The organism is Actinopolyspora alba (assembly GCF_900112765.1).
Classification (GTDB): domain Bacteria; phylum Actinomycetota; class Actinomycetes; order Mycobacteriales; family Pseudonocardiaceae; genus Actinopolyspora; species Actinopolyspora alba.
Genome location: NZ_FOMZ01000021.1, coordinates 25,291 through 45,535, shown reverse-complemented (window position 1 = coordinate 45,535; position 20,245 = coordinate 25,291). Strand labels below are relative to the sequence as shown.

Annotated in this window: 16 protein-coding genes; 3 read left to right on the top strand and 13 right to left on the bottom strand. The window is 64.1% G+C overall.

The window, feature by feature from the left end:
• Positions 1–248 precede the first annotated feature (248 nt).
• Positions 249–710 (bottom strand): SRPBCC family protein, encoded by a 462-nt coding sequence (locus BM150_RS23045; RefSeq protein WP_092930121.1) that lies wholly within the window; start codon positions 708–710, stop codon positions 249–251.
• 321 nt (positions 711–1,031) lie between these two features.
• Between BM150_RS23045 and BM150_RS23040 the strand changes: the two genes are divergently transcribed.
• A complete protein-coding gene (locus tag BM150_RS23040; RefSeq protein WP_245755693.1) occupies positions 1,032–2,657 on the top strand; it encodes a BCCT family transporter in 1,626 nt (541 codons plus the stop codon).
• A 79-nt stretch (positions 2,658–2,736) separates the two neighbouring features.
• On the opposite strand, the gene BM150_RS23035 is transcribed toward BM150_RS23040, so the two are convergent.
• Both BM150_RS23035 and BM150_RS23030 read right to left on the bottom strand, forming a co-directional pair.
• Positions 2,737–3,720, bottom strand: a complete 984-nt coding sequence (locus tag BM150_RS23035) for an arabinan endo-1,5-alpha-L-arabinosidase (RefSeq protein WP_092930065.1) — start codon at positions 3,718–3,720, stop codon at positions 2,737–2,739.
• Between the two features lie 444 nt (positions 3,721–4,164).
• Positions 4,165–4,911 carry a GntR family transcriptional regulator gene (locus tag BM150_RS23030; protein WP_245755692.1) on the bottom strand — a complete coding sequence of 249 codons (747 nt, stop codon included), beginning with the start codon at positions 4,909–4,911 and terminating at the stop codon, positions 4,165–4,167.
• 213 nt (positions 4,912–5,124) lie between these two features.
• Here BM150_RS23030 and BM150_RS23025 point away from each other — a divergent pair, with 213 nt between their 5' ends.
• The gene (locus BM150_RS23025; RefSeq protein WP_175496995.1) at positions 5,125–6,279 is read left to right on the top strand and encodes an adenosine deaminase; all 1,155 of its coding nucleotides are present in this window, start codon (positions 5,125–5,127) and stop codon (positions 6,277–6,279) included.
• 18 nt (positions 6,280–6,297) lie between these two features.
• On the opposite strand, the gene BM150_RS23020 is transcribed toward BM150_RS23025, so the two are convergent.
• The 3 genes from BM150_RS23020 to BM150_RS23010 all read right to left on the bottom strand — a co-directional run bounded on the left by BM150_RS23020 (position 6,298) and on the right by BM150_RS23010 (position 9,901).
• Positions 6,298–8,661 (bottom strand): heavy metal translocating P-type ATPase, encoded by a 2,364-nt coding sequence (locus tag BM150_RS23020; protein ID WP_092930056.1) that lies wholly within the window; start codon positions 8,659–8,661, stop codon positions 6,298–6,300.
• Between the two features lie 254 nt (positions 8,662–8,915).
• Complete coding sequence (locus BM150_RS23015) at positions 8,916–9,197, bottom strand: metal-sensitive transcriptional regulator (protein ID WP_092626884.1); 282 nt, start codon at positions 9,195–9,197, stop codon at positions 8,916–8,918.
• Positions 9,198–9,316: 119 nt separating this feature from the next.
• Complete coding sequence (locus BM150_RS23010; protein ID WP_092930053.1) at positions 9,317–9,901, bottom strand: TetR/AcrR family transcriptional regulator; 585 nt, start codon at positions 9,899–9,901, stop codon at positions 9,317–9,319.
• Positions 9,902–10,123: 222 nt separating this feature from the next.
• On the opposite strand from BM150_RS23010, the gene BM150_RS23005 reads away from it, so the two are divergent.
• Positions 10,124–11,341 (top strand): site-2 protease family protein, encoded by a 1,218-nt coding sequence (locus BM150_RS23005; protein WP_092930050.1) that lies wholly within the window; start codon positions 10,124–10,126, stop codon positions 11,339–11,341.
• A 96-nt stretch (positions 11,342–11,437) separates the two neighbouring features.
• Here BM150_RS23005 and BM150_RS23000 read toward each other — a convergent pair whose 3' ends face one another.
• From BM150_RS23000 to BM150_RS22970, 7 genes are all read right to left on the bottom strand, one after another.
• Positions 11,438–11,668 (bottom strand): hypothetical protein, encoded by a 231-nt coding sequence (locus tag BM150_RS23000; RefSeq protein ID WP_092930047.1) that lies wholly within the window; start codon positions 11,666–11,668, stop codon positions 11,438–11,440.
• A gap of 16 nt (positions 11,669–11,684) precedes the next feature.
• Complete coding sequence (locus BM150_RS22995) at positions 11,685–13,001, bottom strand: S8 family serine peptidase (RefSeq protein WP_092930044.1); 1,317 nt, start codon at positions 12,999–13,001, stop codon at positions 11,685–11,687.
• A 415-nt stretch (positions 13,002–13,416) separates the two neighbouring features.
• Complete coding sequence (locus BM150_RS22990) at positions 13,417–14,742, bottom strand: aminotransferase class I/II-fold pyridoxal phosphate-dependent enzyme (protein WP_217641885.1); 1,326 nt, start codon at positions 14,740–14,742, stop codon at positions 13,417–13,419.
• 58 nt (positions 14,743–14,800) lie between these two features.
• The gene (locus tag BM150_RS22985) at positions 14,801–16,210 is read right to left on the bottom strand and encodes an amidase family protein (protein ID WP_092930038.1); all 1,410 of its coding nucleotides are present in this window, start codon (positions 16,208–16,210) and stop codon (positions 14,801–14,803) included.
• Entirely contained in the window at positions 16,207–17,622 is a 1,416-nt protein-coding gene (locus tag BM150_RS22980) for an aspartate aminotransferase family protein (protein WP_245755691.1), read from the bottom strand. Before BM150_RS22980 ends, BM150_RS22985 begins: the two co-directional genes overlap by 4 nt.
• Before the next feature lie 97 nt (positions 17,623–17,719).
• On the bottom strand, positions 17,720–19,135 hold the full coding sequence (locus BM150_RS22975) for a tryptophan 2,3-dioxygenase (RefSeq protein WP_245755690.1): 1,416 nt from the start codon (positions 19,133–19,135) through the stop codon (positions 17,720–17,722).
• Between the two features lie 16 nt (positions 19,136–19,151).
• The gene (locus tag BM150_RS22970; RefSeq protein WP_092930033.1) at positions 19,152–20,042 is read right to left on the bottom strand and encodes an arylamine N-acetyltransferase family protein; all 891 of its coding nucleotides are present in this window, start codon (positions 20,040–20,042) and stop codon (positions 19,152–19,154) included.
• Positions 20,043–20,245: the final 203 nt, after the last annotated feature.

The window sequence follows — 20,245 nt, the reverse complement described above, 5'->3', positions numbered from 1 at the left end:
CGGGCACTAATACCGATCGGAGCACCACTAGAGTGTGAAAGACGTGTATCCATCCACACAGGATCACTTATTCGCCGGAATACCCGAAGCGACATGTTCCGGAAACTTCGCGGGACTTACCGGGAAGGGACCGGCGAATCCGAGGACGGGACGCGAAAGACGCCCGGATCCGCTTCGGAAATCCGCGACAAAGCTCGCACCGAGCTCGCGCACGGCTTCGGAAGCGGCACTCGTCCGGGCCGAACGGTTCAACCGCGCTCGACGGCCGCTCGCAGCGCGTGCAACGTGCGCTCGATGTTGCGTTGATTGGCTTCCTGCCTGTGGGTCTCGCCGGTGGTCTCGGCGCTGACCGGGGTGTACCAGGCAGGACGACGATCCCAGGCACTCTCCACCACGCGACAGCCCGCATCGGTGGAACTGAGCTCGAAACGCCAGTGCGAGACCGGTGTGTCACCGTCGTCGACATCGAATGCGAAGCATTGTCCACTTTCGGCTACACGCACAGTAGCCACTGTCGACCAGGTTTTATCACCGTTCCGGTTGAAGCCACGAAAACGAACTCCCGGGCGTGGAGATGATTCGTCCAGCCAGGTGCAGGACTCGAGCTCCTCGGAGACTTCGGCGAGCACGTCGAGATCGGTGAGCATCCGGTAGACGAGCTCGGGCGGAACCGCCATCTCGAGCTCAGCGCGGGCTGCGGGTTCCAGCACCACGACCTCCTAGTACGAACGACCCTCCCCAAGCTAACCCGCCGTTGGCGGGTGACTCTCGCCCGAGAGACCACCGCCACCAACAGCCGCACCGGAACCGGGATCGGGATCGATACAGTTCTCGAAACCGGGCGCCGAACGGACGGACGCGAATGTCTGCTCTGCATGGAACGGCCCGATAGAGGACGATAGTGCCGGGCCCCAAGCGTCCCGGTGTCCTCACCGCGGGCGCCCCGCAGCGCTCGGGGATGGTGATCCACAGTGATTCGAGATTACATCAGAACACATACGAATCCCCCGGTCTTCATCATCTCGGGGATCGTGGCCATAGCATTCGTGTTGTGGGGCGTGCTGGCACCGGCGAACGTCGACACGGTAGCGAGCAACGTCAACAGCTTCATCACGACCAACTTCGGCTGGCTCTACATCCTGTCGGCCACGCTGTTCCTCGTCTTCGTGGTCGTGATCATGCTGAGCAGGTTCGGCAACATACGGCTCGGCCCACCGGACTCCAAACCGGAGTACGGCAGGTTGCCCTGGTTCGCCATGCTGTTCACGGCAGGCATGGGGATCGGGCTGGTCTACTTCGCGGTCAGCGAGCCGGTCTCGCACTACCTCAACCCGCCCACCGGTCCCGGCAGCACCGAGGCGGACGTCGCCGAGGCGATGAACCTCACTTTCTTCCACTGGGGACTGCATCCCTGGGCGATCTACATCGTACTGGGACTGTCGCTGGGTTACTTCGCGTTCCGCAGAGGAATGCCACTGCGCCCTGCCGCGGCGTTCTATCCACTGATCGGCGACCGCATCTACGGCTGGGTGGGACACCTGATCGACATCCTGGCCGTGTTCGGCACGCTGTTCGGCCTGGCCACCTCGCTCGGGATCGGTGGTCAGCAGGTGGGCGCCGGGCTGGAAACCCTGTTCGGCATTCCGAACACGGCCACGCTGCAGGTGATCCTGATCCTGGCCATCACGGCGATCGCGGTCGTGTCGGTGATGCTCGGCATCGACAAGGGCATCCGCAACCTGTCGCTGATCAACCTGTGGCTGGCGTTCGCCCTGATGGTGTTCGTGTTCGTGGTGGCCTCCTCGCGCGACATCGTCAACGCACTGGCGAACAACATCGGCACCTACTTGCAGAACCTGCCGTTGACGAGCTTCGAGACCTACCCGGGCAACGCGGAGGCCCGGGAGTGGCAGGCCGACTGGACCCTGTTCTACTGGGGGTGGTGGATCTCCTGGTCCCCCTTCGTGGGAATGTTCCTGGCCAGGATCTCGTTCGGACGTACGATTCGGCAGTTCATCGCCGGCGCCCTGTTCGCACCGGTCGGGGCCTCGATGGTGTGGCTGACGGTGTTCGGCGACGCGGCACTGCAGCGACTTCGTGCCAACCCGAACAATCCCCTCGCCGACGCGAGTTCGGAAACCGCGATGTTCGTGCTGTTCAACCAGCTACCGGTGGTCGAGGCAGTCAGCATACTGGCCTCGGTGCTGGCGATCATCGTGGTTGTGCTGTTCTTCGCCACATCCTCGGACTCCGGGTCGCTGGTGGTCGACATCCTCACCAACGGCGGTGACCCGCGTCCGAGATGGCAGCAGCGGCTGTTCTGGGCCGTGCTGGAAGGCGTGATCGCCGCGGTGTTGTTGGCCGCGGGAGCGGTCAGCGGGGCGGACGCGCTGAGTGCGTTGCAGACCGCCTCGATCGTGGCCGGACTACCGTTCTGCATAGTGCTGCTGCTGATGTGCGTGGGCCTGAGCAGGGCACTCAATCAGGAACGCCGCACACTGCCCCGAACGGAGGAGCCCAGCCCTTTGGTCGGTCTCCGGGAAAGCACGACCAGACGGACGAGAACGGGACCGACCGGTGAGCCGGGCGGAGGTAGTACGACGGATATCTCCGAGGAGGACACCCGACGAAACGATTCCGGTCGCGATCAGGAGTGACTCCACGGGGCGAGCACAACGGCCGGTCGGACCTCGCCCAGGTCCGACCGGCCGCTTCACCACGAGCGGAACCGAGAGCTCACGTCACGTAGGGCCACCCCTGGGAGTCCCAGCCGAGCAGGTTGATACCCAGCTTGTGCGCGCCGGAGTCGTTGGCGTCGTAGTAGTGGTAGACGAGCAGGCTGCCATCGCTGTCGTGCATCACGCTCTGTCCACCGGGCCCGATGATGTTGTCGTGACTGCCGAGTATTCGCGTACCACCGCCCTGCAGCATGGGGGTTCCGGAGCGGTCCACATAGGGACCGGTGGGCGAGGTGGAACGTCCGACCACGACCCGGTACGTGCTGTCGGTACCCTGACAGCACTGCCCGAAAGAGGTGATCAGGTAGAAGTAGCCGTCGCGCTCGACGATCTCCGGAGCCTCGACGGCGTCCGAGGCGGGACCGCTGGCGAGATGGTACAGGGTTCGGTCCGTATCGTGCTGCTTTCCGGTGGCGGGGTCGAGCCTGATCATGCGGATCCCGCTCCAGAAGGAGCCGAAGGCCAGCCACCACTTTCCGGAGCTGTCGACGAACAGGTTCGGGTCGATGGCGTTGTGGTTGTCGCCGGTGGTCGTGCTGTAGACGATGCCCTGGTCCTGCCAGTCACCGGGCGCCGCGGTCGTGCTGGTGGCCAGACCGATCGCAGAGTGGTTGGATCCGAACGAGGAGGCGGCGTAGTACAGCCAGTACCTGCCGTTGTGGTGGGAGACGTCCGGGGCCCAGATCTCGCCCTCGGAATTGTAGTCGTGGATCCAGGACGGAAGACTGTCGAACGCCGAACCGGTACGTTCGAAGTCGACTCTGTCGGTGGAAAGGCGCTGCTGTATCCCGCCACCGGTGGAAAACAATCGGTAGCCGGAATCCGTACGCACCATGGATGGGTCGTGTGCGCCGATATCGCCGGTCACGGCACCGGGCATCGGGTAGTCCGCCGCGGCGGCGCCGGGAGCAGCGATTCCGAGGCTCGTCAGCAAAGCGGCGATAACACCCGCTGTCCGAAGCGGAATTCGTTTGGTGAACATGGGCTCCTCAAAGGTTGTCCGTGCTCGGCACACTAGGAATCACGCGTTCACCTGACCGGCCGTGACACGCTGATCCACTCGACCGGGCAATGTGAGCCACCCGAACGCGGTAGCCGATCGTCCCGAAACCGGCCGTCCGAAAAGCCGAACACCGTTCGGGCAACTTAGGACGAGGTGACGTCCCGGTCAACACAATCTGACGCACAGCGTCTTTTCAGCGGTGCCCGGTACCGCCGAGTCGGCGCAGCCGCGTACCGAATCGGCGGATGTCTCCCCGCCCACCTTTCGAAGCCCGAATCCTCTCCGGGAAATCGCACGGCTCCCGCCGTTGATCGAGCGGGTGAGCCCTCGAAGAGAACTGGGATCAGTCCGCCGCACGCGGCGAAATCACGCGGAAGGTTCCGCCGAACGCGGGGAGGAACGGCGGCGGCGAACTCCTACCGCTCATCTGGTCTGCAACAACGGCACGGCGGGAGCCCCGCTGGGCAGCATGTACTTGCCGATCATCAGCGGCGTGCTGTCCCCGCGGACCACCTGGGTGATCAACACCACCGGGGTGTCTGCCGGACGCCGGAAGGCCGCACCGCGTTGCCCTCCCAGCACTGTCGCGGTGATCCCGCTCGACCCGCGCAGCGAAAGCCCGGGAGAGCGCGAGGTCAGCACGTCCAGCATGGTCCTCGGCTCCTCCGAGGCGACACGCAACGCTTCCGGCAGGTCCGGATCCAGCTCGCCGAGGGTCTCGTCCGGCAGAATCCATTCCTGGACCAGGCAGGCGGGCGAACCCTCGACGTCGACGATGCTCTCCCAGAACCGGATCTCACTGGCCGCGGGGACCGGCAGGTGCTGCAGCACCAGGTCGGTCGGTTCCTCGGTGGAGCGGGCCAGCGCACGAACGCCTGTCGTCTCGGCCCCCAACAACTTCTCCACGGAGCCCAGGCGTTCGAACCCCCGCTGCGGGGTTCCGGTACTGACCGTGCGCCCCACCCCCCGACGAACCGTGATCACCCCGTCCTCCTGCAGCAGGATCAGCGCCTCCCGCAGCGCCGGGCGACTCACCCCCAGCTCGCCGGCGAGTTCGGGTTCGGACGGCAGTGCCGAGCCGGGTGGGTAGTGTCCTTGGCGGATGGCGTCCACGATCCGCTCGTAGAGCTCCACCGACGGTCTGCGCTGTGATCCACGACTGCCCGGCACACTTCACCTCATTCGGAACTTTGTCAGACAAGTTAGTTCCGAAGACACACTCCGGTCAATCAGCCCGGCCGAACCGGGAACACAACAAGACGACCATGCGAAACGCCGATCGCAAGCAAAGTTTGACACGAAAGCGGCGCGAGGTGTAGACACTCGACCAATCAAACTTGTCTGACAACATTGCGCAAAGCAGAAGGAGCACTGATGCGAGGGATGACCACCGGCCCCACGGACGAACAGCTCGTGCAGGCTCCGAAGGTACTGCTGCACGACCACCTGGACGGTGGCCTGCGCCCGCGGACGGTCGCCGAACTCGCCGCGCGGAACGGCTACGAGCAGCTGCCGAGCACGGATCCCGAGGAGTTGGAAGCCTGGTTCGCCGCGGCGGCCGAGGCAGGCTCGCTGGAGGAATACCTGGAACGTTTCGCCCACACTGTCGGGGTGCTGCAGACTTCGGAGGCACTGCACCGGGTCGCGGCGGAGTGCGCCGAGGACCTCGCCGCCGACGGGGTGGTATACGCCGAGATCCGTTATGCCCCCGAACTGAGCACCCAGGGCGGTCTGGAGTTGGACCAGGTGGTCGAGGCCATCCTGGCCGGATTCGCCGAGGGCGCGAACCGTGCGGCGCGGCACGGCGGGCGAATCAGGATCGGGCTGCTGCTGTGTGCCATGCGACAGGCCTCCCGTTCCTCCGAGATCGCCAGGCTGGCGGTGCGTTACCGCGACGAGGGCGTGGTCGGTTTCGACATCGCCGGCCCGGAAGCGGGCCATCCACCCACCCAGTCGTTGGAGGCGTTCGAGTACCTGCGCCGTGAGAACTTCCACTTCACCATTCACGCGGGCGAGGGGTTCGGGCTTCCCTCCATCTGGGAAGCGATCCAGTACTGCGGCGCGGCGCGCCTGGGGCACGGAGTTCGGATCCTCGACGACATCACGTTCGACGAGCACGGAACAGCCCACTTGGGACGGCTCGCCTCCTTCGTGCGGGACCGGCGGATTCCGCTCGAGATGTGCCCACGGTCCAACGTGCACACCGGGACGGTGAACTCCCTGCCGGAGCACCCCATCGCCCTGCTGCGGGGGCTGCACTTCCGCGTGACGGTCAACACCGACAACAGGCTGATGAGCCAGACCAGCATGAGTGGTGAGTTCCGCGAGCTCATCGACACCTTCGGCTACACGCTGGACGATCTGCAGTGGTTCACGGTCAACGCGATGAAGTCGGCGTTCCTGCCGTTCAACCAACGGCTCGCGCTGATCAACGAGGTGATCAAACCCGGTTACGCCGCACTCCGTTCGGAGGCGCTGTTCGGCAGGGTCGACGACTCGGTGGGTCCGGTGGCGGCTCCCTCCGGAACCGGCGAGTGAGTTTCGGCGGCCGGAGGCCTAGTGGGTGAGCGAAGTGGTTTCCGCACGAACGGGATCGCCGTCGGCCCCGAGCGGGGTGCCCGCGGCGTCCCGGTGAGCGACCCCGCGGAAACCGCGGAGTCGAAGACTGTTGCCGACGACGAACACCGAGCTGAACGCCATGGCCGCCCCCGCGATCATGGGGTTGAGCAGTCCCGCCGCGGCCAGCGGCAACGCGGCCACGTTATACCCGAACGCCCAGAACAGATTGCCCTTGATGGTCCGAAGCGTGCGCCTGGACAGCCGGATCGCGTCCACCGCGGCGCGCGGATCGCCACGCACCAGCGTGAGATCGCTGGCCTCGATCGCCACGTCGGTACCGGTCCCCATCGCCAGTCCCAGGTCGGCACGTGCGAGCGCCGCGGCGTCGTTGACCCCGTCACCGACCATGGCGACCACGCCGCCCCGGTCCTGGATACGCCCGACGACGTCGACCTTGTCCTCGGGCATCACCTCGGACCAGACCTGCTCGATACCGACGCGGGCAGCGATGGAGCGGGCTACCGCGTCGTTGTCACCGGTCAACAGCACGGGGGTGAGTCCCAGCTCGCGCATTCCTCGCACGGCCGGCGCGCTGCTGGGTTTGACGGTGTCGGCGACGACCAGCACGGCGCGGGCCTCACCGTCGCGGGCCACCACCACCGCGGTCGAGCCGTCCCGTTCGGCGGCCCGCTTGGCTTCGGCGAGTGGCCTCGGCAGCGTAATGCCCCGCTGCTCGATCAGCTGGGCACGCCCCACGAGGACGGTGTGGCCGTCGACGGCTCCGTGTACGCCGAGTCCCTCGACGTTGCCGAATTCCTCGATCGCGGGAAGCGGACCCACCCGCTCGGCGGCGCCGCGAGCGATGGCCCGGGCGATCGGGTGCTCCGAACCGTTCTCCAACGCTCCGGCCAAGGCCAACGCCTCGGAATCCGAACCGTCCTCGGTGGTGTGGACCGAGAGCAGCTCCATGTCGCCCGTGGTGATCGTTCCGGTCTTGTCCAGCACGACGGTGTCCACGCGGCGAGTGGACTCCAGCACCTCGGGACCCTTGATCAGGATTCCCAGCTGAGCCCCTCTGCCGGTACCGACCAGCAGTGCCGTGGGGGTGGCCAGTCCCAGGGCACAGGGGCAGGCGATGATCAGCACGGCCACGGCGGCGGTGAACGCGGTAGTGACTCCCCCACCGGCGAGCAGCCAGTACAGCAGCGTACCGAGCGCGAGGACGATCACGATCGGCACGAACACCGCCGAGACCCGATCGGCGAGACGCTGTACCCGCGCCTTTCCCGCCTGCGCGTCCTCGACCAGCTTGGCCATCCGGGCCAGCTGGGTGTCGGAACCGATCCGCGTGGCACGCACCACCATCCGGCCGCCCGCGTTGACCGTGGCACCGATCACGGTGTCACCGGGCTCGACCTCGACGGGCACGGATTCGCCGGTGAGCATGCTCGCGTCCACGGCCGAGCTGCCCTCGGTCACCACTCCGTCGGTGGCGATCTTCTCACCGGGACGTACCACGAACAGATCATCGACGCGCAGCTGTTCGACCGGAACGAGCGACTCCCGGCCGTCGCGCAGCACCGCGACCTCTTTGGCACCGAGTCGCAGCAGCGCACGTAGCGCCGCTCCGGATCGACGCTTGGAGCGGGCCTCGAAGTACCTGCCCGCCAGGATGAAGGTGGTCACTCCGGCGGCGACTTCGAGGTAGATCGAGCTCCCACCGTCGACGTGTTGCACCGAGAACTCGAAGGAGTGGGTCATTCCGGGCACCCCGGCGCCGCCGAACAGCAGGGCGTACAGCGACCAGCCGAAGGCGGCCGAGGTACCCAGCGATATCAGGGTGTCCATCGTGACGGCGCCGTGGCGCAGGTTCGTCCAAGTGGCGCGGTGGAACGGCAGCGCCCCCCACACCAGAACCGGCGCGGCCAGGGTCAACGAGATCCACTGCCAGTAGGTGAACTGCAGCGCGGGCACCATGGCCATGGCGATGACGGGGGCCGAGAGCAGCGCCGATACGATCAACCGCTGCCGGAGCAGCAGCTCCTCGTCCCCCTCTCCCCCGGCGGCCTCCGTGGCTTCACCCGCCGTTTCGTCGGGGCCTTCGGAGCTGTAGGAGCCGGCCGGAGTGGCACTGTAGCCCGCCGCCTCGATTGTGCCGACGAGCCGCTCGGTACCGGTGTCAGGGGGATGAGTCACCCTGACCTTCTCGGTGGCGTAGTTGACGGTGGCACTCACCCCGTCGAGCTTGTTGAGCTTGCGCTCGATCCGGGAGGCGCAGGAGGCGCAGGTCATTCCGCCGACCGACAGTTCGGTGTCGATCGCCTGCTCAGATGGGAGCGTGTCCTGCCGGCCGGTGGTCATCGTTGGTTCCCCTCTCGACACGACCGGGAGCGTGCCGCGGCACCGCGACGGAGGCCGCCGGCGGCGACTCGTGACCGTCCACGTTGGGTATCGTGTTCCGAACCCAGCTATATACCCTACGGGGGTACCGTGTCAACGAGTCGAACGCCGCGCTCCCGCGGTCGGACCAACGACGACGAGCACCCGGCACAGGACTCGTCCCGGAACGGACACGCACCCGCGTCCGCCGGGCAGAGCGCCGAGAAGTGGCCGACTCAGGAGCGCACGAGACGAGCGATGGCGTCGCTGGCCTCCTGGATCTTGGCCTCGGCGTCCTCACCGCCCTCGGAGACCGCCTCGGCCACGCAGTGCTTGAGGTGCTCGTCCAGCAACCCCAGCGACACCGCCTGCAGCCCCTTGGTCACCGCCGAGACCTGGGTCAGCACGTCGATGCAGTACTCATCGTTCTCGACCATGCGTGCCAGACCGCGCACCTGACCCTCGACACGCCGCAGCCGCTTGAGGTACTCCTCTTTGTCCTGGGCGTACCCGCGCATTCGACCTCCCTCACCGACACGGACAAACCACCCTCAGAATACCCCCTACCCGTAACCCCACCCGTACGAACCAGGCCCCGCCGGAGGGCCATGAACCACCCCCGAGGGGTATGTAGGGCTCATCCCAGCAGTCGCGCGGCAGCCTGTTTGGCCGCGGCGACCGGATCACGGACCCGTTCGGTGCCCGAGGTGACCAGCACCCCTTCCCACAGCAGGAAGAGCTGCTCGGCCACCAGCCCCGGATCGGTGGACCCCGAGGCGGCGACCAGTTCGGTCAGCCATTCGCGCAACCGCGCCTTGTCCGCCTCGATCACCGCCTGCGCGGGATGCGTCGGATCGGCGAGTTCGGCCTCGGCGTTGCCGAAAGCACATCCACGGGGGCACTCCCGCTCGAGCCAGCTCGCCAAGATGTCGAAAGCCGCCAGCACCCGACCCGCGGGCGTGCCGCCGATCCGTCGCAGCTCGCTGTCGAAGAACGCGCTCCAGCGCTGTTCACGGCGCTCGAGGTAGGCGGCCACCAGCTCGTCCTTGGAGCTGAAGTGGTTGTACAGACTCATCTTGGCGACCCCGGCACGCTCGATGACCGTGTCGATACCGACGGCACGGATGCCGTGCCGGTAGAACAGTTCGGATGCGGCCTCGAGCAGCCGCTCCCGCGCGGAACCACGCGGCCGTGATCCTCGTGTCGCCGTGCCCGCACTCATCAGCAGCTCTTCCCTTCACCCGGTCGCGGAATCGACGGTACTCGCGACGCCACGAGGACCGGAGGATACCGGCGAGATCCGGCCTTCCTCGAAGCTCGGGCACGCACGGTTGTTCGATAACCGACCGGGGAAGCGACTACGCTGGACATCGGGATGACCGCGCAGTGGGCACACGTCGCACTCCGCGGTCGGCAACACCCCGCCGAAGGGCGGTGAACGGTGATGACGGGAACGATTCCGCTGGGCCGGGTGGCCGGGATTCGCCTGCAGCTGCACTGGAGCGTGGCGGGCATCATCGGACTGATCGTCTTCATGCTGGGTGCCTACTGGCTGCCCACCACGCTGCCCGGCCACGCCACGGTTTTCTACTGGATCGCGAGCACCGCGGCCGCGCTGTTGCTGATCGTCTCGGTGCTGCTGCACGAACTGGCTCACGCGCTCGTGGCCTTACGGCACGGCCTCAGCGTCGACCGGGTCACGCTGTGGCTGCTCGGCGGGGTAGCCCGCCTGCGCGGCGAGGCCCCCAGCCCCAGGGCGGAGTTGTTCATCTCCGGGGTCGGACCGCTGGTGAGCGGCGCGGTGGCGGGGGCGTTCGCGCTGGCGACATGGGTGCTGGTCATCCTGCAGGCCGGACAGCTGGCGATCATCGTTGCTGCCTATCTGGGGATGTTGAACCTGGCGATCATGGTGTTCAACCTGCTTCCGGCCGCTCCGCTGGACGGCGGTCGAATTCTGCGCGCGGTGATCTGGGCCCGTACCGGGCAACGCTTCAAAGCAGCCCTGTGGGCGACCCGCACGGGCGCTGGTCTGGGTTTCCTGCTCATCGCGGGCGGCTTCGTGAGTGTGGTCACGCGTGGCATCGAGGGAATCTGGGCGATGCTGGTCGGCCTTTTCGTGCTCCAGGCCGCCGCCGCCGAACGCCAGCAGGCAAGGTTGGGCATGGCGTTGGGCGATACCCGGATAGGTGAGTTCGTCACGACCGGCGCGACCCCGCTGTGGTCGGACCTGTCGGTCAGTGACGTGCTCAACTCCCGGCTCGGCGACGACGGCTCGGTGTTCGCGGTGGTGGATCGTGACGGCACGCTGCGAGGAGTGCTCAGCCCCCGTCGACTGCACGAGGTGCCGATCACCGAGCGAAACCGGAACACGCTGCGCGAGCTGGCCGATCCGCTCTCCGAATTCACCACCGCGAGTCGTGGTGAGCCGGTGACCAGTGTGCTCGCCCGTTACGACGACCCCCGGCGCTCGATCCTGGTGCTGGATCAGGGACGAGCGGAGGGGCTGGTGCCCGCGACGGATCTCAACCGGCTCATCGCCGAACGAATGCCGGGTGCCGTTGCGCGCCGCGCGGGAATCTCGCCGGATGGTGCCGGTGGGCGGGATGGCACGGAACCGACCCCACCGTCGGACTGGTGGTACCCGGGGCAACGCCGGGGGTAGTGAAGCCACCGCTGGATAAGCTCTCCTCGAAACGCTCCCACGAACGGTCTCCCCGGTTCGGAGCCCGCCACCCCGACTCACCGAGGTGGCGGGCTCCTACTGGGTCTCGCCGGGCGGGATCCGCACGGTCTCGCCACGTTCCACCGCGGCGACACCCGGCACTGCGCGGGCAGCGTCGAAGTGGTCACGCTCCAGAACGCCGGTGATCACCCCCACGAACTCGAGCACCCGGTCCACGCGCATCCCGACCCGGCGCAGTCGCTGCGCCACGGTGTCGATGTGGTCGAGCCACTCGTCGTGCACGGTGACCACCACTTCTTCGGCCATGGTCTCCGTCCGCGCCTCACGAGGGTGCCTTGGCGATTCCCGCTCCGACGTCGACGCCGGGCAGTTCGAGCCGCTGGGCACCACGGATCAGTGTGGACCACAGCGCCTCCCCAGCCGCGTCGGTACGCTGCGCCCACAGCGCGGCGATGCCCGAGACGTGCGGGGTGGCCATGCTCGTACCGGAGATCGTGCGATACCGCTGGTCCATGGGCCAGGTGGAGTACACGTCGACTCCCGGCGCCGCGATGTCGATCTGGCCGCCGTCGACCGGGTTGCTGCGCGCCGAGAAGTCGGCGATGCCGAGCCGGGAGTCCAACGCGGCGACCGCCATGATCGAGGGGCTGTTGGCCGGGACCCCCACGAAACCGGGGTTTCCGAAATCACGGTTGGCGTTGTTGCCCGCGGCTGCCACGATCAGCGAACCACGATTGAGCGCCCGCTGCCCCACGGTCTCGTAACGCCGTGAGACGGCACGGGTGTCGGCACCGAGCGACATGGAGATCACCCGGCAGTCGTTGCCGATCGCCCAGTTGATCGCGGCGAGGATGTTGGTATCGGTACCGGAACCACCGTCGCCGAGCACTTTGCCCACCAGAATCTCGGCTCGGGTCGCCACGCCGTAGCGACGGCTGCCGGGTGGTTCCGGCGGGCTCTCCGGGCCGCAGGACGTGCCCACGCAGTGCGTGCCGTGACCGTTACCGTCCTGGGCGGGTTCGCCGGTCACGAAGGAGCGTGCCGAGATCTCGCGGTCGGGGAAGTCCGGATGACGCAGGTCGAGTCCCGTGTCCAGCACGGCCACTCGGATTCCCTGGCCGTTCGCGGCGGAGTCGAGCACTCCGGTGGCCTGTAGCCCCCAGGTCGCCTCGGAGGTGTCGTGGAATTCGACGGGGGCGGCCCGAACGGTGGACCAGCCGGTGTCGGTGGTCGGTGTCCGAGCCGTGGACGGTTCTGCCTGTGTGTCCTCCGGCCCGCTCAGAGCGTACATGTACTGTTCGGGCTCGACAGCCGTCACGCGGGGGTCCTCGGCGGCGGCGGCCATGATCGAGGCCGCCCTGTCCGGATCGGCCGTCACCGTGCCGATACCGAGGTCGGCGAAGACGGTGGCATCGGCCGAGGCGGCCTGATCCACGTCCAGCGCACGCCATTCGTAGTCGGAGGTGCTGGCCACGTTGACCGCGCCACCCACCGAACGCAGCGTTTCGACCTGATCGGTCTCGCGGGCGAACGTCTCGTCGCTGAACACCAGGACGTATCGTCCGGTCGGTGATACCGGTTGCGCGGAAGCGCCTCCGGTAAGCCGATCGTCACCGGCGGACGGAACGGGATTGGTCATAGCGGTTTCCTCCAGACTGTGAGAGAGCGGCACGGTGCCGAGAGCTCACAACCGGTCACGCGCCCCATCACGTCGTCCGGCTCAACGACCTCGGAACCGAAACAACGAATCCGAAAACGTCTGTGCAGCGGTCGCATCGGTCTGACACCATACCCGTGAACCACTCTTGTATTCATGATAGCCGGTTACGTGTTCTCTCCCAACCACCGACATCCATACGTGTCATCCGACCGAAAAGATTCAGCTCGAACCCGACTTTCGAATACAGGCGACCCGAACACCGTACGTAAATTAGTATTTTTCATTTAGTTGCGCTGACCAGGAGCGAGACCATGAACGGTAGGGCCGACCGCCACCCAGCGGGCCGCCACCGGACGCCACGAGCAACCGTTCGCCCCACCAGGAGCGGAATGGTTCACTTCGTTGGGGTCGGCTCGGCCCAGCCCAGTCCGGCCTCCAGGATCCGGTCCATCGCCGAATCGAGCTCGAAACGTTTCGGACCGAGGTACAGCCGTACGTGTTTCGAGACCGAATCACTTCCGTGATGGATGGGAACCATACTTCCCTCGCCGAGCAGAACACCAGCATCGTGAAGGCATCGTCCCCGATATGTCGCAGCCGGATCGGAAAAACACAAAAATCGTTCGGGAACACGGAGTCGGACATACGAAGTACAATCCCCCGGAAAACCGGCGTGCTTCGGATAACCGAGTTCACTTACCAACCTTCGGGCGACGTGCGTACGTTTGGCGGCATAGTCGCATCGTAAGGTTTCGAGATACGAAGCCGAGGCCGGATCACCCATCCATCCGGCCATCGCCGCCTGCAAAGGCACGGCAGCGCCGTATGCGTGATGGTGCACCTGTCGAACCAGGCCGCGCAATGTTTCGGGATGGGCCGTCAACGCACCGATCCCCCAGCCGTTGCAGTGGAACTGCTTGCCCAGGGTTCGGACGGCCAGCCAGGGAAACCGACTGCCCACCTCACTACGGGCCGATTCCGCCAGCAGAATCTCGACGGTGTTGGTGGGCACAGTATCCGGATCGTGGACGGCATAGAACGCGTCGTCTATCAGCAGAGCGACTCGGTTCCGCAGTGCGGCTCTGATCAACTGTCGTACGGCCTCGTCCCCCCAGTCCGCTCCGGTAGGATTGTGCTGCGGGTTGAGAATCAGCAACAGCTGGGCTTGTGGGCAGCTCTTCCTGCTGACGTCCAGGAGCCGCACCACCGAATCGACGTCGGGGCGATATGCGTCCGCTTCCGACACGTCATAAGGCAACACGCGGAAACCGAGCGGCTCGAAAACCCCGGAGTAGTCCCAACCGGGATTGGGCAGCAACGCGATCTTGTCTCCTTCACGCTCACCAGCGGTGGCGCACAACAGCCTACCGAAGTCGAACATCGCGTCCCGGGTTCCGTTCGAGCTCACCGCGACCTCGTAGTCGGTTCGAACGTCCGGTTCCGGGAGGAGTTCGTGCGTGGTAACGATGTACCGCCGTAGGACATCCCGCAGTGCGGGAAAACCGTACGGGGAGAGCGTGTAGCCGTGCGCGTACTCGGGTACCGCACCCGACAGTGCCTCACGAAGCCCTGCGGGCGATCCGGTCCAACTCTCCCCCAGACTTAGATAGATCAACTCTTCCGGATCTCCGCCGCTTCGTCGGTACCTCTCGATGAGCTCGGCGTCGGAGAGCCGATCCGGCAGGTGTTCGGAACCGAACACTTCCGAGGGGTTCCGCAAGGAAATCACTCCTATGACGTCTGTGTTCCGCTTAGTGGGTATCGAGGAGTTACATCGGCTACGGCGAAGCACCGGACAGCAGAGTGCCGCAGCGTCGAGCCAGCTCCAGCAGCTGACGGTCATGACCGGTGGGAACGTCCAGCTGGAGACCGACAGGCAGGCCCCGCACCGTTTTTCCGACCGGGATGCTGATCGAAGGCCAGCCGACGAGACTGGCCAGATTGGTGTTGCGCACGTAGGTGGAAAAGGTGGGCACACTACGACCGTTGAGCGACACCTCGCGGCAGGTGTCCGTACCGGGTGGGCCGAGGACGGTGGTAGGAACCAGGTAAGCCACCGCGCCATGCCTGTCTAGGGTGTGCCGAGCCAGCTGATCGAGTTCCGGAAGAAGACTGTCCACAGCCCGTCGATACTCGGAGTCCCCTATGAGATCCTCCGACAGGAGCGGGTACAACAACTCGCGCACCTCGGGATCCGCCACCGACGCCAACAACCGCTCCAGCCCCACCGGGTATTTCATCCCGGCCAGATAGTTCCGGAAGTTGACGGGGGTTTCGGCGAGGGATATCGGGAAACTCGTTTTGTCGATCAACTCCGGAACCTCCGGGGGATGGTCCGAGTCGATCAGAACCAGTCCCGCGCTCCGTAGTCTCTCCAATCCACGACGGAAAACGGCCATCAGCTCCGCGTCGAGGTCGCCATTTCCCGGGAACGAGGGGACGACGAGCCGCGTACCGGGTTTTCCCCAGTCCGTGGGATCCGATGTTTCGGTCTCGAACGCGAGTACACTGTCGAGCAGACACAGATCGGCTACATCACGTGCCATGATGCCGACCGTGTCACGGGTGTGCGATATCCGGAGGACTCCGTCCGCAGGGTATCTCCCCGTACTGGGCCGGAATCCGATGATGCCACAATGCGCGGCGGGAATGCGCACCGATCCACCGGTGTCGGTTCCCAAACCGGCCGGAGCGAGTGAGGCAGCGACGGCCGCCGCACTGCCGCTACTGCTACCGCCGGCAAGCCTGCCCGCGGCGACTGGGTTAGAGACCGACCCGAAACAGTGATTTTCCCCTGTGATCCCATAGGCAAGTTCGTGCATGTTCGTTCTGCCCAGCAGGATGGCTCCGGCATCACGCAGTCGTGACCACGCCCCGGCGTCGAAGTGGGCGAGATTGTCCCGCAATGCCGGTGTTCCTGCCGTGGTGTTCCACCCGGACGTGTCGATGTTGTCCTTGACCGCGATCGGTACACCGTGCAGCGGACGTGTGGCGTCCGGGCCTACCGAGTCAGCGACACGTGCCTGCTCCAACACGCGCGACGGATCACAGGCGACGAAAGCGTTCAGCCAGCGATATTCGGCACAGCGGGCGAGAAGCGCGCGAGCGTATGTCTCGGCGGTGACGCGTCCGCTGGTCAGTTCACGAGCCGCTCGCGTCAACGACCAGTCCGCGGGTGAGACGCTCATGCCGATTCTCCGCGTACCGAGGGCTCGACAAGCAGGTCGGGATGGTAATGGGCGATGTAGGGACGCAGCTTGCGCAGTACCTCGCCGAAAGCACTGATTAAACCGGACACGGCCTCGTTCGACGTAGGAGTACTGAGACAAATGATGCCGTGTCTTCCCACCAGGAATCCCTTGTTGAGCAGCTCCAGATGCACCAAGCCTCGCAGCGTAGCCCTGTTCGCACGTCTGGCCGCGGTGTCCGCCGCGTTGTCCAGTCTTCCCGAGCCGAAGTGGAAATAGCTGATGGAGCCGAAACCAACCGCGTCACCCGCGATCCCCTCCCGAGCCGCCATCCGGTCGAGACCCGCGCGAAGTGTGGATCCGAGTTCGTTGAGACGCTCGATCTCGTCCGACCCGAAATTGTCCAGGGCGGCGATGCCGGCAGCCAGCGAAAGACTGTTGCCCCCGAAAGCGCTGGCATGAAAGACAGGTTCACTTTCGGACAGCGGGTCGAAAATCTTCATCACATCTGAACGTCCTCCGAAAACACCGATGGGAAGACCACCTCCGACGATCTTGCTGAAAGTGGTCAGGTCGGGTCGGACATCGTGCTTCAGCTGCCAGGGGCCGACCCGGAACGTGGCACATTCGTCGAAAACGAGCAGTGCTTCCATAGCAGCGGTTCGATCTCGAAGAGTGCGCATGAAATCCGGTTCCGCTGGAATACCACCACCGACGCCCAGCACCGGCTCGACTATCACGGCCGCGATCCGGTCCGCATAATCGTCCAGAACTCGTCGAGCTGTCGCGGTATCATTGTAAGGAATGGACAGAACCGAATTGAGCACGCTCTCGGGAACGCCAGGACTCACCTGCACAGGGTCCAGATCTCGATCATACTGCTCGAATTCCCCGCCGGCGGCGACGAAGGCACTGATCTGACTCCAGTCATGGGTCCCGTGATAGCCACCGTGTATCTTGATCACCAGATCACGACCTGTAAAGGCACGAGCCGTTCGTATCGCCCACATGGTCGCCTCGGTACCGGAGTTGCAGTAACGCAATTTTTCCAGTGAGGGGACTCGTTCACGCATCCGGCGTGCGTGCTCGATTTGAACGAACGTGGGACCCCCCGGAGCGGTTCCCTTCTCGATCTGCTCGTGGACCGCTTCGATCAGAGCAGGGTGGTTGTGGCCGTGCACCAGAGCACCGTAGTTGGCCAGAAAGTCCGTGTACCAGTTCCCGTCAAGATCTCGTACAGTGTTTTCCTGTCCCTTGTCGAAATACACCGGATAAGGCCAGTAACTCGTCATCGTGCGCGTATCACCGCCCGGCATGTGGTCCTGCGCCTTCAGGAAGGCCGACCGCGATACCGAGGTCCTGTCCTCGTACTCGTCGAGTATATTCTGCGCGGTTTCCTCGGAAGTGGCCAAGACAGCTCCTCATGATCACATGAAAGGAAATTTCGAATTAAAAACCAAACGGAAAAACGAACGCTTCGGAGCGATGGAAAACCGATCCGAAAAAGATTCAGACCAGAGTACGAGCCTGCCAGAGTTCGGGAAAAATCCGATGATTCGCCGAGCTCCGAAGCCAGTGAGCCCCTGTAGTCCCACCTGTACCGGTTTTGCAACCTATGATTCGTTCCACCGTCAACATGTGCTGACAGCACCAGCGCCCGTACGCCTCGGCAACATCCATGAGGGACTCCGCGAGTCGAAACAGTTGGTCGGAACGATCTCGTTGCCGATACAGGATCGTCCACGCACGAAGCACTTTTTCCGAAGCGGAGGAATCATGTGGCAAATCCTGGTAATTCTGGTTCTCGACAGCCGATCCGAGCCGATCGAGCAGCAGCTCCACAGCAACATCATAAACACTGCTCTCACGCAACGCCCGCCGGACGTTTTCTTCCGCACCCGCTATGCCACTGTGTCGTTCAGCCATTTCTTCTGATTTCTTCCCGAGCATGAACTCCATCATCCGGAACATGTAGGAGTCGATCCCCGATGCCTCGCCGAGTTGGTCACGAAACTCGGCGAAATCCACCGGTGAAAGTGTGTCTATAACATTCCAAGTGGCGCTCAGCGTGTCGAACTCCTGCTTGATTCTTCCCAAATGGACGATAGCGTCCTCCACCCGGTTTTCGACAATACGCGCCCGAGCGGACCGAGCTTCCCTGTAAATTAATTTGAACAGCAGTTCCTTCACCTGACCGATCACGTAGAACGTCATCTCGGCGGGTGCTCGAGTGTTGGGGCACTGGAGCGACAAGAGTGTGTCTATACTCTGGTAATCAATGTAGGGACTCTTGGAAAGTTCCCCTCGAGCGGTACGATAAAGTTCCACGAACCTTGGATCAATACTACGTTCCCCGCGTTCGGTGTAATAGTGCCCGAACCTCCGCTCGTACTCGGCGAACAACCTAGGATTGTCGTGCAGAAAAAGAATATCATGAAAAGCCATACGGCGTATCACGAAAAGCGGCTCCGGAGCCTGCGAAACCTGAAAATTCGGATTTCTCGCCGAGGAGTCGGGACAGCTCGGGTAAAACTGTCCGATCATCAATCCTTTCCGCACCGCGATGTCCTTCACCGCACCTTGGGCGTCATCCAGCAGGAAATACTGGTTTTCCGGAAGCCCCCGTATGACGACAACGAGCGCTCCTATACCCTCCTTACCCGCAGGCCAGTCGATCTTCTCGAATTCTTCGACGTTTTCCTCCATAAGCGCGGCGAGCTCGGACAGGCCGTCACTATCGGCCACCTCAGCCACACGAAAGTCGAGCGTTTCCGCATTTCGAGCGGGCCCCGCGAACGGGCAAACCGCGCCCGAACGATCCATACTCTTACTCGAACTCTCCAGATGCCCCCGAAACCATTCCACTATTTCCGGAAACTCTTGCGAAATAATTTTCTCGGAAAACAAAAGAACCTTCCACGACACGAGAGAAGACACTGACTCAGAAGGACGGAACGAACCAGTTTCCCACCTCCGCATCTATACCGAAAAAGTCATGGATAAATCCGGGAACCTCTTCGGGGCTCATTAATTTTTCCACGGGCGGCTGGTCGGGGCGCACGGTGAACCAAGTGGTGCCGTGCAGAATGTCGTGCCGCTCGGGAAGAAAACGTTGCACGAACAGGTTGCGCCGGAAAACCGACGAAGGATGAGTGGTTAGGTAGTGATTACCGACTTCGTAATCCACGGTGTACTGGGGTGTCATCGTAAAAGTGTAACGATCCAACCATCCGGTCGGGCCGTACTGCCGTAACCGCCAGAGATCGGTCCCGATTTCCGTCCTTTCACACCGCAGGAAGAAGTCCCAGCCCCGCTGCTCGGACGAACCGTTCTCCACCAGCTCGACGGGTTCCAACGGACCACCGCCGAATCCCACGTCGCAGAGCCAAGGATTCGGACTGTCAATGGTTGTGACCCTGAGAACCGCGTGCGTGTTGGGGCGCGGAGCGGGGCGCGAGTCATCCGACGTATCCCGCTGAGGTTTACGCAGGCCGAGCAACCGCAGCGCGTCAGCTGTCACTCGCGCATGCAGCCCGGTGACTCCGAAACCGAATCGCTCCAACACGGCCGCGAAAAGCACGACGTGCTCGTAACAGTAACCGCCCCGGAGACGATTTACGAGTTTCTCCTGCACATCCGGCAATTCCAGGCTCACCGGCCTTCGACGGACGATGTCGATCGTCTCGAAGGGGATGGAAGTGACATGCGACCGGTGCAGTGCCAGCAAAGCCGTTGTTGTGGCGGCCCGTCCGCTCGTATATCCGATACGAGTCAGATAACGCTCGAGATCGACTTCGTCACTCTTCCACGCGCATCGTGCCCCTGCGCTCACCTACACCACCCCTGTTCCGATTCACCACAACCGCTCGAAAACCGACTTAAAAACGACAATATCCCTCTAATGAGATCGCGGCACCAAATGATTTATCGATTCGATCATCGATTTCATCGGTACCACCTTTCACCGCTCTTTGCCCGAACCATAGAGAAATCCACTGACGCACCAGTGACGCACCGCTGACAAGTCGCTTACCG